The following is an 18,754-nucleotide window of genomic DNA, read 5'->3' as shown; positions in this document are numbered from 1 at the left end:
AGAAAAAAGCTATTCCGATTAAGCCACAATATAAAGAACGTAAACTTTATAGTGATTGGAAGTTACTACTATCTACCTCAGGTTTCTTCCTAAAATCACACCTAAATATAATGAAAAAATCTTTAATAAAGGGTGTTTTTCCAACTAATTAATAATGAACAATTTATGAACTTTAGATGTTAACAATTGTTCATAAAAAAACACCGAAGGATTTTCGGTGTCTTTCTAGTATAATTCGGGTAAAGAAATTAAGAACGAACCTCTTTGATTCTCGCTTTCTTACCGGTCAAACCTCTAAAGTAGTAAATACGTGACCTACGTACCTTACCTTTCTTGTTAACCTCGATTTTTTGCAGGGCAGGAAGATTGATCGGGAAGATTCGTTCCACACCAACAGTTCCAGACATTTTACGGATTGTAAAAGTTTCAGTTGCTCCGGTTCCTCTTCTTTGGATTACCACTCCCTTAAAGAACTGGGTACGTGTTTTTTCACCTTCCTTGATTTCGTAGTACACGGTAATCGTATCACCGGCGGAGAAATTTGGAAATTCTTTCTTGGTTACAAATTCGTCCTGAACAAATTTTATTAATGATTCCATTTTATTTTTTATATCGGAATTAAATTAAAACAACGTTCACGATTTTCGTCAGAGGTTGATTTAACAGGGTGCAAAAATACTTCGAAATTTAAAATCCACAAATATTTTATTCTATTTATTTTCCTGGGGCTTTATTCCAACAGATCTGGTCGTAGTCTCTGCGTTCGTTCGTGCGCCATTTCTTCTCGCCATTGCTCTATTTTTCTAAAATTCCCACTCAGTAAAACCTCCGGCACCTTCACTCCTTTGTACTCCGCCGGTCTTGTGTATACTGGAGGTGCCAACAATCCGTCTTGAAAACTATCCGTGAGGGCAGAAGTTTCATCGTTCAGCACGCCCGGCAGTAATCTTATAATGGTATCACAAAGGACGGCAGCGCCCAATTCACCACCTGAAAGTACATAATCCCCAATGGAAAGTTCCTTGGTTATGAACATGTCCCTCACACGTTGGTCTACACCTTTGTAATGGCCACAAAGAATGATTATGTTTTCCAGTAAGGAAAGACTGTTCGCAATTTTCTGATTCAGCGTCTTTCCGTCCGGGGTCATATAAATAATCTCATCATAGCTGCGCTGGGATTTCAGTTGGGATATACATTTATCTATCGGTTCTATCATCATTACCATGCCGGCGCCCCCTCCAAATTGATAGTCGTCCACTTGATTGTAATTGTTGTCCGTATAATCCCTTAAATTGTGAAGATGGACTTCAACCAAACCCTTGTCAATGGCTCTTTTTAGAATGGAGGCATCGAACGGGCTTTTTAATAATTCCGGTAAAACGGTTATAATATCAATTCGCATGGCAAGAGCTATTTTATTGCGCGGACCAAAAGTAGTGAAAACAGTGCGAATCCTTTTCCCAACCCATTTTCTCGTAAAGTCTTCGGGCAGGGTTGTCAACGGCCGTTTCCAAGGCCAAACCCTTAAATTCGTGTTCGGCACAATATTGTTGTGCGCTTTTCAATAAAAGTGCACCAAAGCCCTGACCTCTGTAATCCGGATGTACAAAAAGGTCGTTTAGAATCAGGGTGGGTTTTAAGGATATGGAGGAGAATGTAAAATAAAGTTGGGTGAAACCCACAGGAACCTCTTCTGACAATGCAATGAATATAAGGGAGTCCTTATTTTGAAATCGTTCCCTTAAAAAATTCTCGGCTCTTTTTAAATCGGACGCTTGCTTGTAGAAAAACCTATATTGGTCAAATAATGGAACTATTTGTTCTAGGTTTTCAAGAGTAGCTTTTATGACAATCATGCTATAAAAAAAGCTCCCTTAAAGGAGCTTTGGAAATTATTTCGTTTTCTTTTGTTTGTTGAGTTCGTCCTGTAGTTTCCGGCTGATTTTCTGTTCACGCTCCAAGGCCCTTCTTCTATGATCTTCATATTCTACTTCCAATTCGGCCAAATTTTGTTTTGCTTCCTGGGTCAGGATATTGCTATTTCTAAACCTGTAAACGAAAATACCAAGAAGAATGAAAAGCCCTATAATAATTGTCCATAAAATAATATTATAGGTGGCCTTTGAAACCGAAATCCCCAAGAAGGACATACTATCCTTTTCTTCGGTAACTGCTGCGAGGTTTGAAGTCGTTTCTTCCAGTTTTTTATTCAAGGAGCTAATGGTAGTTTCATGTTCTGAAATGGTCGCATTCAAACCGGCCGCTCTTTGGTTAAAGGCCCTAACCGAGTCCAATACATTTTCACGTAGTTTATAAAGGTTCACTTCCTTTACCACTTCATAGCGCACGCCGTCAGCTCGATAGTTTCCGGATTTTTTTGAAATATAGTCGAACTGACTGCTAATGGGTCCGCTGTCCAAAGAAAGGGACTCATCTTCTTCAGATTCCTGGGCAAAACTTAAACTGGTGGTTAATAGGACTGCAAATAATATTAGTATCCTTGAAATTTTCATTCGTATTTAAATTTCCGTTTAACACTGATTTAGAGAAGACTAAAGTAAATTTTTAAAATTAAATGGTGAAAAACCTCAGCCTTTAATTAATAGGTACGTAAAAACTTTCAAAAAGGATGTTCTGTACCAAGTCTAATAATAGGTATAACGTCTTACTTTGGTAATATATTTTGCAAGTCTAATTACCTGTTGTGAATATCCAAATTCATTATCGTACCAAATGTAAAGAACCAAATTTTTACCGTTGTCCGAAACAATTGTCGCTTCGCTATCGTATACTGCCGGTGCCACCGATCCAACAATATCCGTTGAAACCAATTCTTTGCTCAAACTATATTTTATTTGTTCCACCAAATCACCTTCCAAGGCGTACTTTTTAACAATTGTATTTATACCTTCCAAGGAAGTTTTGTTTTTGATATCCAAGTTGAGAATCGCCAATGATCCATTGGGAACCGGAACCCTTATGGCATTGGAGCTCAATTTGCCTTTAAGATTGGGTAGGGCCTTGGCCACGGCCTCTCCGGCACCTGTTTCCGTAATCACCATATTGAGACCTGCGGCCCTTCCACGACGATATTTTGTATGCATGTTGTCTACAAGGTTCTGGTCGTTGGTGTACGCATGTATGGTTTCCAAATGTCCCTTTTTTATACCTACCGAATCGTCTATGACTTTTAATATAGGCGTAATGGCGTTGGTGGTGCAGGATGCGGCCGAGAATATGTGCGTAGTCTCCGGATCGTACTCCAAATGGTTTACTCCATGGACGATATTGGGAATTCCTTTGCCCGGTGCGGTCAATAGCACTTTGGATACCCCCTTGGCATTTAAATGCCGCGATAGTTGGGCCTGATCCCTAAACGCCCCGGTATTATCGATTAAGAGGGCATCGGATATTTCATATTGGGTGTAATCAACTTCCTCCGGTTTATTGGCACTGATGATTTGAACCGTAGTGCCATTTATCAATAAGGTGTTGGCTTTGGCATTTACCGTTACGGTACCCGTAAAATTGCCATGGACGGAATCGGTGCGCAAGAGACTGGCCCTCTTTTCCAATAGTTCCTCATTTAGTTCCCCACGCACCACTATGGCCCTTAACCGCATTTGATTACCTTTCCCGGTTTTTGACATGAGCTCCCTAGCCAATAATCGACCAATTCTACCAAAACCGTACAAAATGACATCCTTTGGTTTGATGCCTTTGTATTCCGTGGCTGACTTTAGTTTGTCAATAACAAATGCCTTTACGTTGTTGAAGTTATTTTCATCAGAATGATACTCAAAGGTCAATTTGCCAATATCCAATTTCGCAGGAGGTAGTTTTAGATCATTGATGGCCCTAAGGATTTCAACGGAATCAAAGATGGAAATGGGTTTTTGCACGAACTCACCTGCATACTCATGTAACCGGATGATGTCGCTAACATTGTGATCTATCAAAGGATTTTTAAAAAGTACGATTTCTATGGACCTGTCGTACCACAGGTCGCTGATGATCTTAATGAATTCCGTGGTAGCTTTTCTTCTATCTGCCTGGAAGGCCAGCTCTTTTTCGAAGGATATTTTACGAGACATATGGTTTTATTGTTATAAATAATGTCAAAATTAAGCCTTTTGTAAAGTTTTGTAACAACTAAATACAAAAAAAGCATCCGTTTATGGCGGATGCTTTCCAAACTTAAAATTTGAATTATTGAAAAATTAAGCGTTCTCGTTCGCCCTTCTCGTTGACCATGGTAATTATTGTTTTGCCATACCTGGAAATGGCTCCAAATGCGGTATCCGCATCTGAAATGTTCTTTATTTCCTTATCATCTACCTGCACTATAACCTTACCTTCCAGGCCATATCCTCGGTAACGCTCCGGTACCCCGGTAATTTTTACCCCAGATTTTGTCCTGAATCTTTTTTGGTCGTCTTTGGTCAAATTTTTTACTTCCATGCCCATTGCAGGTACCACCAATAATTGTCGTTCCTTTAACACAACTGGCAAAGTGAGCAGTTCCTGATTTCTTTCAACGGTTACATTGATGGTGTCGTTCGGCCTTTTGGTGCCTAAATACCCCGTAAGGTCCGGGTACTTATGAATATCTATTTGGTCCACTTTTTTAATGATATCGCCTAATTCCAAACCTGCCTCATCGGCTCCGGATTCTTCCTCGATTCTTTCTATATATACCCCGTCGATATTGTTTATGCCTTTTTCTATGGCATCCCTTGTATTAACGGGAGCGGGACTTATACCCATAAACGCCTTTTGAACGTTCCCATATTCCATAATATCGTTTACTACTTTTTTTGCGATATTGCTGGGTACGGCAAAGGAATACCCCACATAGGATCCAGTTTGGGAGGAAATGGCCGTATTGATGCCGATAAGGTCACCATTAGTATTTACCAAGGCCCCGCCGGAATTTCCAGGATTTACCGCGGCATCCGTCTGGATGAAGGATTGATTGGAACGGGTATCCAGGCTTCTGGCCTTGGCGCTCACGATTCCCGCAGTTACGGTAGATGTCAAATTAAATGGGTTTCCAACAGCCAATACCCATTCCCCGATTTTTGTATTGTCAGAATCCCCAAATGCCAAATAGGGCAACTTGTCATCCGTCTCTATTTTAATCAGGGCAATGTCTGAATTTGGGTCCGTACCCACCAATTCAGCTTCATAGGTCTGATTATTGTTCAAGGTTACCTGCAATTGGGTTGCGTTGGCTATTACGTGATTGTTGGTAACGATGTAACCATCTTGGGAAATGATGACCCCGGATCCTGTTCCTACTTGGGGGGTTACGGTACCTCCAGAACCATAAAAGAAGTCAAAAACACTGCTTCTACGGGTACTAAGGGTCAGGTTCTTGACATGCACCACGGAGTTGACGGTACGTTCCGCAGCGTTCGTAAAGTCTACCTCATTGATGCCCGAACCTAAAGCGGAAGTTGGTGTATAACTTGTACTGAAAACAGGCTGTGCCTCATCCGAGGTTACAATGGCATAATTGGGTCGTTCAAAGAATAACTTATAGGCGCCCAGGGTAATGGCACCTGCAAAGATGGAAACAAGTAAAAGTCCTCCAATTCTCTTCATAATCTATACTGTTTTAACCTTTTAACAGTAAAATTACATCATTTCCATTTTTGTAGTAGTGGTTTAACGACTTTTTAACTGCAAGGAAGCCTCAATTAAATCATATCTTTGTGCTTTAATCTGGCCTATGACCGCTACTTTTTTTAAATATCAGGGAACAGGGAACGATTTTGTTCTATTCGATAATCGGACCTTATTTTTTCCAAAGGAAAACCATGAACTCGTAGCTTTTTTGTGTAATAGGAGGTTTGGCATTGGAGCCGACGGACTCATTCTTCTTGAAAATGATGACTCCCTCGACTTTAGGATGGTGTATTACAATGCTGATGGCAAGGAAGGGAGTATGTGTGGAAACGGGGGAAGATGTGTTGTGGCCTTTGCCCAATTTTTGGGTATCATCGATGAAAAAACCGAATTCATTGCCGTGGATGGACCTCATAGCGCAACGGTCAATGGGACTACGGTAAGCCTTAAAATGCAGGATGTAAAGGAACTGAAGACCAAACCCAATGCCTTGTATTTAAATACGGGTTCGCCCCACCATGTGCAATTTGTCACGAATCTGGAGAAGTTCAACGTGGCCAAGGAGGGTTCCAAAATACGATACGGGATCTATGGGGCAACCGGTAGCAACATCAATTTTGTGGAACAGGAGTCTAAGGACACTTTCAAGGTAAGGACGTACGAACGGGGCGTGGAGGATGAGACACTTTCTTGCGGAACAGGGGTTACCGCCGTAACGTTGGCAATGCACCATTTAGGTAAGATCAACGGTAACTATGCGAATATCAAGGCAATGGGCGGTAATTTGAAGGTTGAATTTGATTACAGCGATAATACCTATAACAACGTGCATTTGATAGGGGAGGCCAAGCAAGTGTTTAAAGGGGAGATTTCGTGGTAAGTCTACAGGGAAATATCATAAAGCTGAGAGCCCTGGAAACGGCGGACTTGGATTTGCTTTTTGAATTGGAGAACAATCCGTCGGTTTGGGAAATCAGTGGTACCATGGCACCCTACTCGAGGGATGTCCTAAATTTATATCTTGAAAATGCCCACAGGGATATTTATGATGTCAAACAATTACGTTTGGTAATTTCTACCTTGGATAATGAGGCCATCGGTTTGATAGATTTATTTGATTTCGACCCGAAAAATAGAAGGGCGGGAGTGGGTATTGTTATATCGGATGAAGGGAACAGAAACAGGGGGGTCGGTACGGAAGCATTGGAAATACTGTGTAAGTATGCATTCAAGACCTTAAATTTACGCCAGTTGTACGCCAATATTTTGGAAGGAAACGAACGAAGCCTGTACCTATTTAAAAAACTGGGTTTTGAATTGGTGGGAACCAAACGGGATTGGATTTTCAACGAAGGTATTTTTAAAAACGAACTGTTGTTTCAAAAGATTTTTAAATAATGTACATCAAAAAAATTGTGGTCGCCATTTTGCTGCTCGGATTGATAGGAGCAGGCATATTTGCGTATGTAGTCTATAGTACTTTTTTTACGCCCAATACCAGTTTTAACAATAAGGAGGCCTTTGTTTATATTGGCTCAAATGATTCCTTTGCCGATGTAAAGGAACAAATGGAACCACTGCTGACCGATGTTTCTTCCTTTCAAAAGGCCGCGGAAAGAAAGGGATATGCCTCCAACATTAGGGGTGGTAAATACCGAATTACTAAGGGAATGACCAACAATGATATCATAAACAACCTAAGGGTAAACAATATTCCCGTTCGCGTTTCCTTCAACAATCAGGAGAATACGGCCTCTTTGGCGGGTAGGATCTCCGAACAAATTGAAGCCGATAGTCTCAGTCTTTTGAAAGCCTTTGACGATGGGGATTTTTTGGAGGGTAACGGCTTTGACCAGGAATCCAAGTTGGCCCTCTACATTCCCAATAGCTACGAATTTTTTTGGAACACTTCCGCGGAGGAATTCCGGGACCGTATGCTAAAGGAGTATCAACGGTTTTGGAACGAGGATAGGCTGGCAAAGGCAAAGGCCCAAAATATGAGCCCCAATGAAGTTGTTGCGTTGGCATCCATTGTCCACAAGGAAACCGCCAAGGTGGACGAGAGGCCGCGGGTAGCCGGTGTTTATGTTAACCGATTAAAGGCCGGTATGCTCTTACAGGCGGATCCTACCGTAATCTATGCTATAAAAAAGGAAACAGGTAATTACGACACTATAATTAAAAGGGTGCTGTACAGGGATTTGGAAATGGACTCTCCCTATAATACCTATAAATATGCCGGTGTTCCCCCAGGGCCCATTACCATGCCCGATATCAGCGCCGTAGACGCTGTTCTAAATCCTGAAAAACACAACTATTACTATTTTGTGGCCAATGTTGAGGACTTTGGATACCACATGTTCGCGGAGAACATTGCGCAACATAACCGAAATAAGGAGCAGTATATCCGCTGGCTTAACGCTCAGAAAATCAACAGATAGGCCCTAATCGGAATTTTAAGACATGTTAACTAAAAGTGTATATTTTTAACAAATTCTTGCCATTTTACCTTTTTAACATGTCTAACTTTGCCCCCAGAAATTTAAGCAAGCACTTTTTTCGCTGTAAGTCTTAAGAAAAACACTTTATGAAAAGATGGATATTGTTTACTTGTCCTCTTATCGTGATTTTTATTTTTTCGAGCTTCAGTTTCAGTCTGTACAACGTTGAAGTTCCAGAAGCTCTAAAAGTAAAAGAACCCCCTCCGTTTTTGTTCCCCCAGGACAAAGCTTATTTTGAGAAAATGAACGTACGGCCGCCCTTTATTGGTAGCAGGTACATCGGTTTTAAGGAGGCCTTGGCCTTTAAGGAATCGCAAGGAAGCTATTCAGCTGTAAATTCCTTTGGTTATTTGGGTAAATACCAATTTGGTGTGAATACACTGGCTTTGGTAGGTGTACATGATTCCATACACTTTTTGGAAAACCCTTCTTTACAGGAAGAGGTATTCGAAAAGAACATTGCCCGAAACAAATGGATCTTACGGAAGGATATCAAAAGATTTGTAGGCAAACAGATCAATGGAATTGAGATTACCGAATCTGGAATCGTGGCCGCAGCGCATTTGGCAGGGCCGGGAAACGTAAAAAGGTATTTACGTTCCTTTGGTAGAACCGATGTTATCGATGGCTACGGTACGACCATCGCGAATTATCTTAAAATGTTTTCGGGCTATGACATTACGATGATCAAACCGGTAAAAAATCCTAGGATTTAAAGTAATAAGTAGATATGAAAATGGGAAAGCCTTGGCAGCGATGTCAAGGTTTTTTTATGCTTGGATGATAAAGATCGCGGGTCGTTTGTGAAGGTCCACCTGTTCAACTTTCCAATCGGAAGCGGTTTTGGTTCGGATAAATTCGGTATTCAGCGTAATATCGCAGGCAACACAGATTCTCGTAGTTCCTGAAACCGTTCTCACCAGTTCCTCCAATAATTTATTGTTCCTATAAGGGGTCTCGATAAAGATTTGGGATTGATTTTCTTCCTTGGATTTTCTTTCCAGCTTCTTTATTTGTTTTTTTCTTTCCGCACCGTCAATGGCCAAATACCCATTGAAAGCAAAATTCTGACCGTTCATGCCACTCGCCATAAGGGCAAGTATAATGGAGGAAGGGCCTACCAAAGGTACTACTTGGATTTGTCTTTCATGGGCGATGCGAACTACGGCGGCACCTGGGTCTGCGATACCGGGACAACCTGCTTCGGATAGGATGCCCACGTCGTTTCCTTCCAAACAAGGATTCAGGAAACTTGGTATTTCCGATGCTTCCGTAAATTTGTTCAGTGCAAAAAGTGTTAATGAGGGTTGCGATTTTCTAGGTGAAAGTTTCTTGATAAAATGACGGGCCGTCTTTTCGTTTTCTACAATATAGATGTTTATTTCCTCGATGGCCCGTTTTATGGAAATGGGCAACACTTCCAAAGGCGGGATTTCCCCAAGTGTGGATGGTATCAGATAGAGTTTGCCCTTTTTGGATGTAGCGTCTGCCATGTTATTCTGAAAGCTTTTTGGCAATTTCCCCACAGGCCGCATCTATCATCTGAAAGACCTTTTCAAATCCATCGACCGAATCGTAATATGGGTCGGGTACCTCTACATCACCTGTTTTGACTTCACTTAATAATAGTTTAACCTTACGTGCCTGTTCCTTGTTCTTGCTCAACCCGATGATGTTTCCATAATTGCTTTTGTCCATGGCATAGATGACATCAAATTCTTCCAAATCGGCAGCGGTTAGTTTTCGGCATATCTGATTACTGATATCGATACCGTATTTTCTAGCGACCGCAATAGATCTGGAATCGGGCGGATTTCCAATATGATAGCCTCCCGTTCCGGCAGAATCCACAAAAACCATGCTTGTATCTACCTTGTTTTTTAGAATGCCCTCGGCCAATGGCGACCTACAGATATTTCCAAGGCAAACCATTAAGACTTTGGTTTTCATACCTTTTTAGGAGAATTTTTTTGTCAGGTCATCTATATATTTTCGGAACTGTTTGTCCGTTTCAGCAAGGTTATCGACCGTTTTGCATGCGTGCAGCACAGTGGCATGGTCCCTTTTGCCTATTTGTGAACCAATGCTGGCCAAAGAAGCCTTGGTGAATTTTTTGGCAAAGAACATGGCCAATTGCCTGGCCTGTACAATATGACGTTTCCTGGTTTTGGATTGTAGGGTGGCTACATCCATTTCAAAGTAATCAGATACCACTTTTTGAATGTAATCAATGGAAACTTCCCTTTTTGTATTTTTTACGAATTTCTCAACGACCTGCTGTGCCAAATCTATGGTGACCTCCCTTTTATTCAAGGTGGACTGTGCGATCAATGAAATAATGGCGCCTTCCAGCTCCCTAATATTGGTCTTGATGTGTTTGGCCACATATTCAATAATATCATCCGGCATTTCCACACCATCACGATATAACTTGTTCTTTAAAATGGAAATTCGAGTTTCATAATCCGGACTCTGCAACTCCGCCGATAATCCCCATTTAAAGCGGGACAACAGACGCTGCTCAAAATCCTGCATGTCCACAGGAGCCTTATCCGAAGTTAGGACTACCTGTTTTCCGTTTTGGTGGAGGTGGTTGAAAATATGGAAGAACACATCCTGGGTACCGGACTTTCCGGATAGAAACTGCACATCGTCTATAATCAGCACGTCTATCAATTGATAGAAATGAATGAAATCGTTTCGGGTATTCTTCTTAACGGACTCGATATACTGCTGTGTAAATTTTTCCGCTGATATATACAATACGGTACGCTCTGGATATTTGTCCTTTATTTCAACCCCAATGGCATGAGCCAAATGTGTTTTTCCCAATCCAACGCCGCCAAAAATCAATAAGGGATTAAAGGAGGTGCCCCCGGGTTTATTGGCTACGGCCATCCCTGCGGAACGGGCCAAGCGATTGGAATCGCCTTCCAAATAATTATCGAAATTATAATTGGGGTTTAATTGTGATTCAATTTTGATATTCCGTATACCTGGAATTACAAAAGGATTGCGAAGTTCCGGGTTTTTGGATTTAATGGGGACGTCCATTTCTTGGGGACTCATATTGCCCCGGTTGGAACTAGGAATTTTTTCCGTGAATGGTTCTTTATTGCCATAGGTGTTCTCCATTCTAATAATGTACACCAATTTGGCAGTCTCACCCAATTGTTTTGTCAATGCGACCTTGAGCAATTTCACATAATGCTCTTCCAGCCATTCATAGAAAAATTTACTGGGGACTTGAATGCTCAAAGCATTGTTTGAGAGCTTTATAGGTTTAATGGGTTCAAACCAAGTTTTGAATGCCTGCGGTTGGATATTATCCTTGATAAATACCAAACAATTTTTCCATACGGAATCGGCAGTAACATTCATAATAATTAAAGCTCTTGTTATTGGTTAGTTAAAAGCGAACAAATTCTAAAAATAGAGACCATTATTTTGGCTCTGTAAGGTGGACAAATATGTGAACAAAAATTCTAAAAAAAAAATCAACGCCTATTGAATTTGACCTTTTTTTTTCTCATGTTCGTTGCCTACCAACGGGGGCTTTAAATATATAGTATTTAATTAGAAATCAATGGGATTTAATGAAATTTCTTTTCGGGTCAGATATGGAGAAACGGACCAAATGGGCGTGGTGTATTACGGTAACTACGCGCAATACTTGGAGATGGGAAGAGTTGAGTGGCTAAGGTCCCTTGGGTTATCCTATAAATGGATGGAGGAACATGGGGTAATGTTGCCGGTAATTTCCCTCAAGATCGATTACAAGATTCCGGCACTTTATGACGATCTTATTACGGTACGTACACAGCTTAACAAAATACCCTCCGTACGTATCGAATTTGACTATATTATCACGAATGAAAAGGGTGAGATTTTAATCGAGGCAAATACTGTTTTGGTATTTATGGATTCCAATAAAAGAAAACCAATAAAATGTCCAGAATATATTTTGAAAAAGTTATCGTAAATCCTACAAAACTATTCGGGTATTTTGATTGAAATTTTGTGAAACGCTTTCAATTGTTTCAAAATATCCGGTACCATGTCTTTTTGAACCTTAAGCACCACTTCGCAATCCAAATGCAGCTTTTGGTCCACAATGTCCAATTGATGCTTTTTAATGAATCGCATGACGGAATCCATTTCCGAATATTCGAAGACAAGAATTAATTGCTGGGTTAGCACTTTTTCCATGATTAGGGAATTTTCCAAGGCCATTTTGGCCGTTTCCCTGTAAGCGCTTATCAAACCGCCAACCCCTAGTTTGGTGCCGCCAAAAATTCGGACTACGGCAACAAGAATGTTGGTTACGTCAAAGGATTGGATTTGTCCGTAAATGGGCATTCCTGCGGAATTATTGGGTTCCCCATCGTCGTTGGCCCTGTACCGGATATCGCTGACCCCCAATTGCCACGCATAGCAAACATGATTCGCCGATGGGTGCCGCTTACGGAGTTCCTCAAGAATCGGTTTTACGGCTTCTTCGGAATCTATGGGAAAAGTATAGCCATAGAATTTGCTTTTCCTTTCCTTAAAAAGAACCTCCTCGCTTGGTTTATCGACCGATTGGTATTTGGTTGCTTCCGGTTCCATCTATGGGGTTTGTCCTAATAATATATACTCTATTCTGGTTCCCAAAGCCACAAGTACGATGCTTACAATGGCCAGGCCTATTCCAAACCAATTTTTACTACTTATCCGTTCCCTGAAAAATAGAATTCCCAAAAAGGTAGAACACATGACAATGGCTACGTTGTTAATCGTAAATATTGAAGCGCTATTTAAAGTATTACTATCCAATGCCTTCATTAGAAAATAGATAGAAAAATAATTGGGAACACCCAAACATATACCGCCCAGCACATTCTTTAGATTTACAAGGATACCATTCTTAACGGCCTTTACTAAAACAAAGAGGGTACCACAGGTGGCGGCAGAGCCAAATACCATGGCAGAAAACAGCGGAAATTCTTCTTCTGGAACGGATATTTGTTGGGCATATTTAATGCTCGTATCGATTATCCCCGATCCTATAAAGACGGCTATCGGCAATAACAGCAAATACGTATGTTCCACTACCGTTTTTTTACGCATGGTGGCGAGATACACCGCCACCAAGGCCAAAAGGATGCCTAGGATTTCAAATAGGCCAAGCCTTTCCCCGTACATCCAGACGCCAAAGACGACAGGGATGGCCAAGGACATTTTTGTCGCAACCGATGCCGCGGAAACACCTATTTTTTGTGAGGTTGCCGCCATTAGGTTAAAAACGATGATGAATAAAATCCCCAAAGCCAACGTTCCCATAAACCATGGCCTTTGAGTGGTTGTTGAAAACGTAACCTTTCCTTGATAGAAATAGAGGCCCGCGGAACATGCGATAAAGTAATTGACGATTATGGCATAGAGGGTCTGGACCCCGTATCTGGCATATAATTTAAAAATCACGAAGATCAAGCTGGATGCAAGAACGCTTAACGCCAAATACTCCATTACAATCTTTTGTTTAACTCCGTAATTTCTTCCTTGCCAACTTGGAGGTTCCAGCAACGTATTCCCAATTTTTCCGCACTATCCGTATTTGCCTTGGTGTCATCAATAAATAGTGTTTCTTGGGGAATCAATGCGTTATTTTTGAGTACATGCTCGTAAATGTCGCTGTTCGGTTTCCGCATCTTGATTTGTTGTGACAGATAGAAGCCTTCAAAACAATTCTTGAACCGGTCAAAACGATCTTGGCCCATCGTCTTTTTTACATATTCAATGTGTAGGTCATTGGTGTTGCTCAATAAAAACAAACGGTGAGATTCTTGTGCTTTCAAATTCTCAATGAATGCCAATCGGTGTTCCGGGAAATCAAGTAAAATGGAATTCCAGGCATCCAATAGATCAGTTTCCGTTGCTTCCGGATACATTTCCTTTAAACCTGCCAAAAAATCCTCAGAGGACATAAGGCCCATTTCATATTCCTTGCATAGCAAATCCAAAGCATCGGTATATTCCGTGTATCCAAAAGCGGCCATCTTTTTGAACACCGCCGTTTTGTCCAAATTGATGAAGATGTCCCCAAAATCAAATATGATGTTTTTTATCATTCCTTATTATTTTTAATTGGTCGTTTACTATTGATCTTTCTGTTGTGAGTTGCCCCTGGAATGTTGGGGCTTTAATTCCTTTTTCAAACGTGTTTTTGCCGATAAAGATTCGGGCTTCGTCCCAAAGATTTGCATCGATAAAAGCTTGCAGGGTTTTGGCCCCACCTTCCACAAAAACACTCAGTATATTCCTTACAAAGAGATTTTTAGACAACCCTAAAATAATTTTATCATTAAATTCAATAAACTGTAAATCATAATTTTGTATTTTATTATCTAAATTATTAATAGAACTAATAACAATGGTGGGCTGTTTCCCGTCCAAAACATGAAAACCTTTTGGTATTTTGCGATTTTTATCGATGATGAGTCGGATGGGTGCACTTCCTTTCCAAAGTCTTGTGTCCAATTTTGGATTGTCCTCCAATACGGTATTGGTGCCCACCAAAATGGCCTGTTCCTCGCTCCGCCATTTATGGACCAATTGCCTTGAATAGGTGTTGGTAATCCAATAAGGTTCGGCTTTGGAATTTCGAAGTTCCTTGATGGGCGCTATAAAACCATCGGCTGTTTCCGCCCATTTTAGTATTATGTACGGGCGTTTTTGTTCATGAAAAGTCAGAAATCGCCTGTGGTGTTCCCTGCATTCTTTTTCCAAAACCCCTAAGGTGACTGAGCATCCAGCCTTTTCCAGGATTTCCATGCCTTTTCCGGCAACTTTTTCGTGTGGATCTTTTAGACCTATGACGACCTTGGGTATCTTGTTTTCAACAATTAAATTGGCACAGGGCGGAGTTTTTCCATAATGGGAGCAAGGCTCCAGGGTTACATAGAGGGTTGATTTTGAAAGCAGGGTTTTATCCTTTACGGAACAAATGGCGTTTACTTCGGCATGGGGTCCACCAAAGGGGCTGGTATAGCCTTCCCCAATAATACGGTCGCTATGGACGATAACGGCACCTACGGAAGGATTGGGAGCCGTAGAGCCTATACCATTTTTGGCGATTTCAAGGCAACGTCGCATGTATTTTTCATTCACGGACATAGGGTGGTTCGGGTTGATGGAGTCCATACCCAAAAGGTACGGCTTGTTGAAAACTGTTTTTTAGCTTTTTGCCCAATTCGTGTATCTTCACCAATCAAAAATAGTACTTTAAGGCCTATTATTTAAAAGCAATGCAAGAGGTTGTAATACGGGAGATAAGACCCGCCGATAATGAGGAAGTGGCCCGTGTAGTGCGCGAGGTTTTGGTAGAAATGGGTGTTCCCAAAGTAGGTACCGCCTACGCGGATGCCGCCTTGGACCGCATGTATGAAACCTATGATGTGCCCAGGGCCACCTATTTTGTTATCGATGACGGTGGCAAAATCATTGGTTGTGCCGGTGTTGCCCAGTTGGAAAACTATGATGGCAACGTTTGTGAGCTTCAAAAAATGTACTTTTTAAAGGCTGCCCGTGGGCGTGGTTTGGGTGCAAAAATGATGGAGACCTGTTTGGAACGCGCACGGGAATTCGGTTTTGAGAAATGTTATTTGGAAACCATGCCTTACATGGAAGACGCCCAAAAGCTTTATAAAAAGGCGGGTTTCGACTATATCGATGCGCCCATGGGAAATACGGGGCATTATTCCTGTCCCGTTTGGATGCTGAAGACCTTGTAATATGTTGCTCAGTGAACTAAAAAGGATTTTTCATAAAGAATTGGATGCGCTGTACGGCAAAGAGGAAGTTTCCAGTTTTTTTTATTTGCTGACCGAGGAATATTTGGGTCTGGAGCGATTTGTTCTTGCCATTCAGCCCGACTTGAGAATCCAAAAGAATGAGGAACCAAAGATGTTCGAAGCATTGTCAGCATTGAAGGAGCATCGCCCCATTCAACATATAATCGGGTCGGCGCACTTTATGGGTATGGACTTCAAGGTGGGTCCGCAGGTGCTGATACCCCGTCCGGAGACGGAAGAATTGGTGCGATGGGTGTTGGCCGATGTGGATAAACAGGCTAATCTGGACATTTTGGACATGGGAACGGGGAGCGGTTGTATCGCCATCGGCCTTGCCAAATCCTTGAAAAATGCAAGTGTTCAGGCTCTGGATATTTCGGAAGAGGCGCTTGAAGTCGCCCGAGGGAATGCCCTTAAAAACGAGGTCGACGTTCATTTTTTTAAGGCCGATATGTTGGATTTTCTTAGTGAACTGTCATTTGATATAATTATATCCAATCCTCCTTATGTCAGGGAGTTGAAAAAAAATAAAATGAATAAAAATGTACTATTGTTCGAACCTGAGTCCGCACTCTTTGTCTCCAATGAAGACCCATTGATTTTTTATAGGGGAGTGGCCCGTTTTGCATCCAAACATCTAAAACCAAACGGTATGTTGTACCTGGAAATCAATCAATACCTTGGCCCTGAAACATGCACCTTATTGGATACTTTCGATTTCAATACCATTGAATTGCGCAAGGATATGTACGGGAACGACCGAATGATAAAAGCCATAAAGAATAGCCAACTATGAATATTGAAGAAACCATCAAGGCCTTACGGGAGGAGCTGAGAGACCACAACTATAATTATTATGTGTTAGACAAGCCAACGATTTCCGATTATGAGTTTGACATGAAACTCAAGGAGCTTCAAGCTTTGGAATCACAGCATCCCGAGTTTTATGATGAAAGTTCGCCTACCATCCGCGTGGGTGGTATGGTTACAAAGCATTTTGAAACCGTTGTGCACGAGCATCGCATGTATTCCTTGGACAATTCCTATTCCAAGGAGGATCTGGAAGATTGGGAAAAACGAATCCAGCGTAATTTGGGCGACGCACCTGTATCCTACACCTGTGAGCTTAAATATGACGGCGCATCTATCAGTATAACCTATGAACACGGGAAATTGGTGCGCGCGGTGACCCGTGGCGACGGTTTTCAGGGCGATGATGTCACCACAAATATCAAAACGATCAAGTCGGTTCCCTTGCAATTAAAAGGGGATTATCCGGACAAGTTCGATATCCGGGGGGAAATCATACTGCCATTTGATGGTTTTGCCAAGATGAACGAGGAGCGTATCGCCAACGGGGAGGAACCCTATATGAATCCCAGAAACACGGCTTCGGGAAGTTTGAAATTACAGGATAGTTCCTTAGTGGCTCAACGGCCTTTGGAGTGTCTTTTATATAGTATCGTTGGTAGGAACACGGGGATAAGCACCCAGTTTGAAATGTTGGAAAAGGCGAGGGAATGGGGTTTTAAGGTGCCCACTGTGGCGAAATTGTGCCATAGTACCCAAGAGGTGATGGATTTTGTGGAATATTGGGACGTAAACCGACACAGTTTGCCGTACGAAACGGACGGCGTAGTGGTGAAGGTGAATAGTATCCAGCACCAGGAGGAACTTGGGTATACCGCCAAGTCCCCAAGATGGGCCATGGCCTATAAATTCAAGGCGGAGCAGGTATACACCGTATTGAACGAAATTACCTATCAGGTGGGCCGTACTGGGGCCATAACTCCCGTGGCCAACCTGCAGCCCGTTTTGTTGGCGGGAACGACCGTCAAACGAGCCTCCTTGCACAATGCCGATCAAATTGAAAAACTGGATATCCGCGAAGGGGATACCGTTTTTGTGGAAAAAGGCGGGGAAATCATTCCCAAGATCATTGGGGTGGATGTATCCAAACGGCCAGCAGATTCCAAACCGACGCAGTATATTTCTAAGTGCCCGGAATGCCACACTGAATTGATCCGTACCCCGGGCGACGCCAAGCATTATTGCCCAAACGAGTACGGCTGTCCGCCACAAATTACGGGTAGGATCCAGCATTATATTTCCAGAAAGGCCATGGATATTGAGGGTTTGGGCGGTGAAACGGTAGAGTTGCTCTTTAAGGAAGGCCTGATCAATGATTATGCGGATTTGTACGATCTTACCAAAGAGCAATTGTTGCCCTTAGAGCGTATGGCGGAGAAGTCGGCAGTAAATTTGGTCCAGGGGGTTGCGGATTCCGTTAAGGTGCCTTTCGAGCGGGTTTTGTTCGCCTTGGGCATTCGCTATGTGGGCGAGACCGTTGCCAAGAAATTGGCGAAAGCCTATAAATCAATCGATGCGCTGATGGTGGCTACCAAGGAGGAGCTGGTTTCGGTGGATGAAATTGGCGACCGGATTGCAGAAAGCGTGGTGGATTTTTTTCAAAACCCAAAGAACTTAGAGGCTATAGGTCGATTGCGACAGAAGGGGGTGCAGTTGGAACTATCGGCAGAAAAACTGGAAAATCAAACCGATGTTTTGCAAGGTGCTACCTTTGTAGTGTCGGGCGTATTCGAAACAGTGAGTCGGGACGAACTTAAAAAACTAATAGAGGACAACGGCGGCAGGGTGGGTTCCTCCATTTCTTCCAAAACAGCATATTTGGTCGCCGGGGACAAAATGGGACCTAGCAAAAGGACCAAGGCGGAGTCGTTGGGTATCCCGATTATCACGGAAAAGGAGTTTTTAGCAATGATTTAA

Annotated in this window: 21 protein-coding genes; 8 read left to right on the top strand and 13 right to left on the bottom strand. The window is 42.1% G+C overall.

Features of this window, described 5'->3' with window-relative positions; genetic code table 11:
* Window positions 1-248: 248 nt before the first annotated feature.
* The 6 genes from rplS to PP181_RS11825 form a co-directional block, all read right to left on the bottom strand.
* The gene (gene rplS, locus PP181_RS11850; protein ID WP_138258912.1) at window positions 249-599 is read right to left on the bottom strand and encodes a 50S ribosomal protein L19; all 351 of its coding nucleotides are present in this window, start codon (window positions 597-599) and stop codon (window positions 249-251) included.
* Between the two features lie 131 nt (window positions 600-730).
* On the bottom strand, window positions 731-1,405 hold the full coding sequence (gene trmD / locus PP181_RS11845) for a tRNA (guanosine(37)-N1)-methyltransferase TrmD (RefSeq protein WP_272637276.1): 675 nt from the start codon (window positions 1,403-1,405) through the stop codon (window positions 731-733).
* Window positions 1,406-1,418: 13 nt separating this feature from the next.
* Window positions 1,419-1,859 carry a GNAT family N-acetyltransferase gene (locus PP181_RS11840; RefSeq protein WP_272637275.1) on the bottom strand — a complete coding sequence of 147 codons (441 nt, stop codon included), beginning with the start codon at window positions 1,857-1,859 and terminating at the stop codon, window positions 1,419-1,421.
* 36 nt (window positions 1,860-1,895) lie between these two features.
* Entirely contained in the window at window positions 1,896-2,516 is a 621-nt protein-coding gene (locus PP181_RS11835) for a tRNA (guanine-N1)-methyltransferase (RefSeq protein ID WP_154919006.1), read from the bottom strand.
* Window positions 2,517-2,648: 132 nt separating this feature from the next.
* Window positions 2,649-4,097, bottom strand: a complete 1,449-nt coding sequence (locus PP181_RS11830) for a glyceraldehyde-3-phosphate dehydrogenase (protein ID WP_272637274.1) — start codon at window positions 4,095-4,097, stop codon at window positions 2,649-2,651.
* A 115-nt stretch (window positions 4,098-4,212) separates the two neighbouring features.
* Entirely contained in the window at window positions 4,213-5,610 is a 1,398-nt protein-coding gene (locus tag PP181_RS11825) for a S1C family serine protease (protein ID WP_272637273.1), read from the bottom strand.
* Window positions 5,611-5,737: 127 nt separating this feature from the next.
* Here PP181_RS11825 and dapF point away from each other — a divergent pair, with 127 nt between their 5' ends.
* The 4 genes from dapF (at window position 5,738) to PP181_RS11805 (ending at window position 8,851) form a co-directional block, all read left to right on the top strand.
* Entirely contained in the window at window positions 5,738-6,514 is a 777-nt protein-coding gene (gene dapF / locus PP181_RS11820) for a diaminopimelate epimerase (protein WP_272637272.1), read from the top strand.
* Entirely contained in the window at window positions 6,508-7,032 is a 525-nt protein-coding gene (locus PP181_RS11815; RefSeq protein WP_272637271.1) for a GNAT family N-acetyltransferase, read from the top strand. The genes dapF and PP181_RS11815 overlap by 7 nt, the downstream gene beginning before the upstream one ends.
* Window positions 7,032-8,075 (top strand): endolytic transglycosylase MltG, encoded by a 1,044-nt coding sequence (gene mltG, locus PP181_RS11810; protein WP_154919017.1) that lies wholly within the window; start codon window positions 7,032-7,034, stop codon window positions 8,073-8,075. Before PP181_RS11815 ends, mltG begins: the two co-directional genes overlap by 1 nt.
* Window positions 8,076-8,221: 146 nt before the next feature.
* Window positions 8,222-8,851, top strand: a complete 630-nt coding sequence (locus tag PP181_RS11805; RefSeq protein WP_154919019.1) for a hypothetical protein — start codon at window positions 8,222-8,224, stop codon at window positions 8,849-8,851.
* Window positions 8,852-8,905: 54 nt separating this feature from the next.
* On the opposite strand, the gene PP181_RS11800 is transcribed toward PP181_RS11805, so the two are convergent.
* From PP181_RS11800 to dnaA, 3 genes are read right to left on the bottom strand one after another with little or no spacing between them, the layout of a single operon-like run.
* The gene (locus PP181_RS11800; protein WP_154919021.1) at window positions 8,906-9,628 is read right to left on the bottom strand and encodes an SAM-dependent methyltransferase; all 723 of its coding nucleotides are present in this window, start codon (window positions 9,626-9,628) and stop codon (window positions 8,906-8,908) included.
* Window position 9,629: 1 nt separating this feature from the next.
* Entirely contained in the window at window positions 9,630-10,085 is a 456-nt protein-coding gene (locus PP181_RS11795; RefSeq protein ID WP_154919023.1) for a low molecular weight protein-tyrosine-phosphatase, read from the bottom strand.
* 6 nt (window positions 10,086-10,091) lie between these two features.
* Window positions 10,092-11,516 carry a chromosomal replication initiator protein DnaA gene (gene dnaA, locus PP181_RS11790; protein ID WP_154919025.1) on the bottom strand — a complete coding sequence of 475 codons (1,425 nt, stop codon included), beginning with the start codon at window positions 11,514-11,516 and terminating at the stop codon, window positions 10,092-10,094.
* A 205-nt stretch (window positions 11,517-11,721) separates the two neighbouring features.
* Here dnaA and PP181_RS11785 point away from each other — a divergent pair, with 205 nt between their 5' ends.
* Window positions 11,722-12,117 (top strand): acyl-CoA thioesterase, encoded by a 396-nt coding sequence (locus PP181_RS11785; protein WP_272637270.1) that lies wholly within the window; start codon window positions 11,722-11,724, stop codon window positions 12,115-12,117.
* Between the two features lie 11 nt (window positions 12,118-12,128).
* Here the strand turns inward: PP181_RS11785 and PP181_RS11780 are convergent, their stop codons facing one another.
* Genes PP181_RS11780 through ribD form a run of 4 tightly spaced genes read right to left on the bottom strand, consistent with a single transcriptional unit; the run spans window position 12,129 to window position 15,317 of the window.
* Window positions 12,129-12,743, bottom strand: a complete 615-nt coding sequence (locus PP181_RS11780) for an IMPACT family protein (protein WP_272637269.1) — start codon at window positions 12,741-12,743, stop codon at window positions 12,129-12,131.
* Entirely contained in the window at window positions 12,744-13,643 is a 900-nt protein-coding gene (locus PP181_RS11775; protein ID WP_272637268.1) for a DMT family transporter, read from the bottom strand.
* Entirely contained in the window at window positions 13,643-14,245 is a 603-nt protein-coding gene (locus PP181_RS11770) for an HAD family hydrolase (RefSeq protein ID WP_272637267.1), read from the bottom strand. The genes PP181_RS11775 and PP181_RS11770 overlap by 1 nt, the downstream gene beginning before the upstream one ends.
* Window positions 14,223-15,317, bottom strand: a complete 1,095-nt coding sequence (gene ribD, locus PP181_RS11765; protein ID WP_330072484.1) for a bifunctional diaminohydroxyphosphoribosylaminopyrimidine deaminase/5-amino-6-(5-phosphoribosylamino)uracil reductase RibD — start codon at window positions 15,315-15,317, stop codon at window positions 14,223-14,225. The genes PP181_RS11770 and ribD overlap by 23 nt, the downstream gene beginning before the upstream one ends.
* A gap of 104 nt (window positions 15,318-15,421) precedes the next feature.
* Between ribD and PP181_RS11760 the strand changes: the two genes are divergently transcribed.
* The 3 genes from PP181_RS11760 to ligA are packed head-to-tail and all read left to right on the top strand — an operon-like array spanning window position 15,422 to window position 18,754.
* Entirely contained in the window at window positions 15,422-15,907 is a 486-nt protein-coding gene (locus PP181_RS11760; protein WP_272637266.1) for a GNAT family N-acetyltransferase, read from the top strand.
* Between the two features lies 1 nt (window position 15,908).
* The gene (prmC, locus tag PP181_RS11755; RefSeq protein WP_272637265.1) at window positions 15,909-16,763 is read left to right on the top strand and encodes a peptide chain release factor N(5)-glutamine methyltransferase; all 855 of its coding nucleotides are present in this window, start codon (window positions 15,909-15,911) and stop codon (window positions 16,761-16,763) included.
* Window positions 16,760-18,754 carry an NAD-dependent DNA ligase LigA gene (gene ligA / locus PP181_RS11750; RefSeq protein WP_272637264.1) on the top strand — a complete coding sequence of 665 codons (1,995 nt, stop codon included), beginning with the start codon at window positions 16,760-16,762 and terminating at the stop codon, window positions 18,752-18,754. The genes prmC and ligA overlap by 4 nt, the downstream gene beginning before the upstream one ends.

It is taken from the genome of Maribacter sp. PR66, assembly GCF_028464205.1.
Taxonomy (GTDB): domain Bacteria; phylum Bacteroidota; class Bacteroidia; order Flavobacteriales; family Flavobacteriaceae; genus Maribacter; species Maribacter flavus.
Note: the sequence above shows the minus strand (reverse complement) of the source record. Positions and strands in the feature narration are given on the sequence as shown.

What these genes read in the sequence shown, in the direction of transcription:
- rplS (WP_138258912.1), bottom strand. Translation starts at nt 599, where the DNA reads ATGGAATCATTAATAAAATTTGTTCAGGACGAATTTGTAACCAAGAAA.
- trmD (WP_272637276.1), bottom strand. Translation starts at nt 1,405, where the DNA reads ATGCGAATTGATATTATAACCGTTTTACCGGAATTATTAAAAAGCCCG.
- PP181_RS11840 (WP_272637275.1), bottom strand. Translation starts at nt 1,859, where the DNA reads ATGATTGTCATAAAAGCTACTCTTGAAAACCTAGAACAAATAGTTCCA.
- PP181_RS11835 (WP_154919006.1), bottom strand. Translation starts at nt 2,516, where the DNA reads ATGAAAATTTCAAGGATACTAATATTATTTGCAGTCCTATTAACCACC.
- PP181_RS11830 (WP_272637274.1), bottom strand. Translation starts at nt 4,097, where the DNA reads ATGTCTCGTAAAATATCCTTCGAAAAAGAGCTGGCCTTCCAGGCAGAT.
- PP181_RS11825 (WP_272637273.1), bottom strand. Translation starts at nt 5,610, where the DNA reads ATGAAGAGAATTGGAGGACTTTTACTTGTTTCCATCTTTGCAGGTGCC.
- dapF (WP_272637272.1), top strand. Translation starts at nt 5,738, where the DNA reads ATGACCGCTACTTTTTTTAAATATCAGGGAACAGGGAACGATTTTGTT.
- mltG (WP_154919017.1), top strand. Translation starts at nt 7,032, where the DNA reads ATGTACATCAAAAAAATTGTGGTCGCCATTTTGCTGCTCGGATTGATA.
- PP181_RS11805 (WP_154919019.1), top strand. Translation starts at nt 8,222, where the DNA reads ATGAAAAGATGGATATTGTTTACTTGTCCTCTTATCGTGATTTTTATT.
- PP181_RS11800 (WP_154919021.1), bottom strand. Translation starts at nt 9,628, where the DNA reads ATGGCAGACGCTACATCCAAAAAGGGCAAACTCTATCTGATACCATCC.
- PP181_RS11795 (WP_154919023.1), bottom strand. Translation starts at nt 10,085, where the DNA reads ATGAAAACCAAAGTCTTAATGGTTTGCCTTGGAAATATCTGTAGGTCG.
- dnaA (WP_154919025.1), bottom strand. Translation starts at nt 11,516, where the DNA reads ATGAATGTTACTGCCGATTCCGTATGGAAAAATTGTTTGGTATTTATC.
- PP181_RS11785 (WP_272637270.1), top strand. Translation starts at nt 11,722, where the DNA reads ATGGGATTTAATGAAATTTCTTTTCGGGTCAGATATGGAGAAACGGAC.
- PP181_RS11780 (WP_272637269.1), bottom strand. Translation starts at nt 12,743, where the DNA reads ATGGAACCGGAAGCAACCAAATACCAATCGGTCGATAAACCAAGCGAG.
- PP181_RS11775 (WP_272637268.1), bottom strand. Translation starts at nt 13,643, where the DNA reads ATGGAGTATTTGGCGTTAAGCGTTCTTGCATCCAGCTTGATCTTCGTG.
- PP181_RS11770 (WP_272637267.1), bottom strand. Translation starts at nt 14,245, where the DNA reads ATGATAAAAAACATCATATTTGATTTTGGGGACATCTTCATCAATTTG.
- ribD (WP_330072484.1), bottom strand. Translation starts at nt 15,317, where the DNA reads ATGGACTCCATCAACCCGAACCACCCTATGTCCGTGAATGAAAAATAC.
- PP181_RS11760 (WP_272637266.1), top strand. Translation starts at nt 15,422, where the DNA reads ATGCAAGAGGTTGTAATACGGGAGATAAGACCCGCCGATAATGAGGAA.
- prmC (WP_272637265.1), top strand. Translation starts at nt 15,909, where the DNA reads ATGTTGCTCAGTGAACTAAAAAGGATTTTTCATAAAGAATTGGATGCG.
- ligA (WP_272637264.1), top strand. Translation starts at nt 16,760, where the DNA reads ATGAATATTGAAGAAACCATCAAGGCCTTACGGGAGGAGCTGAGAGAC.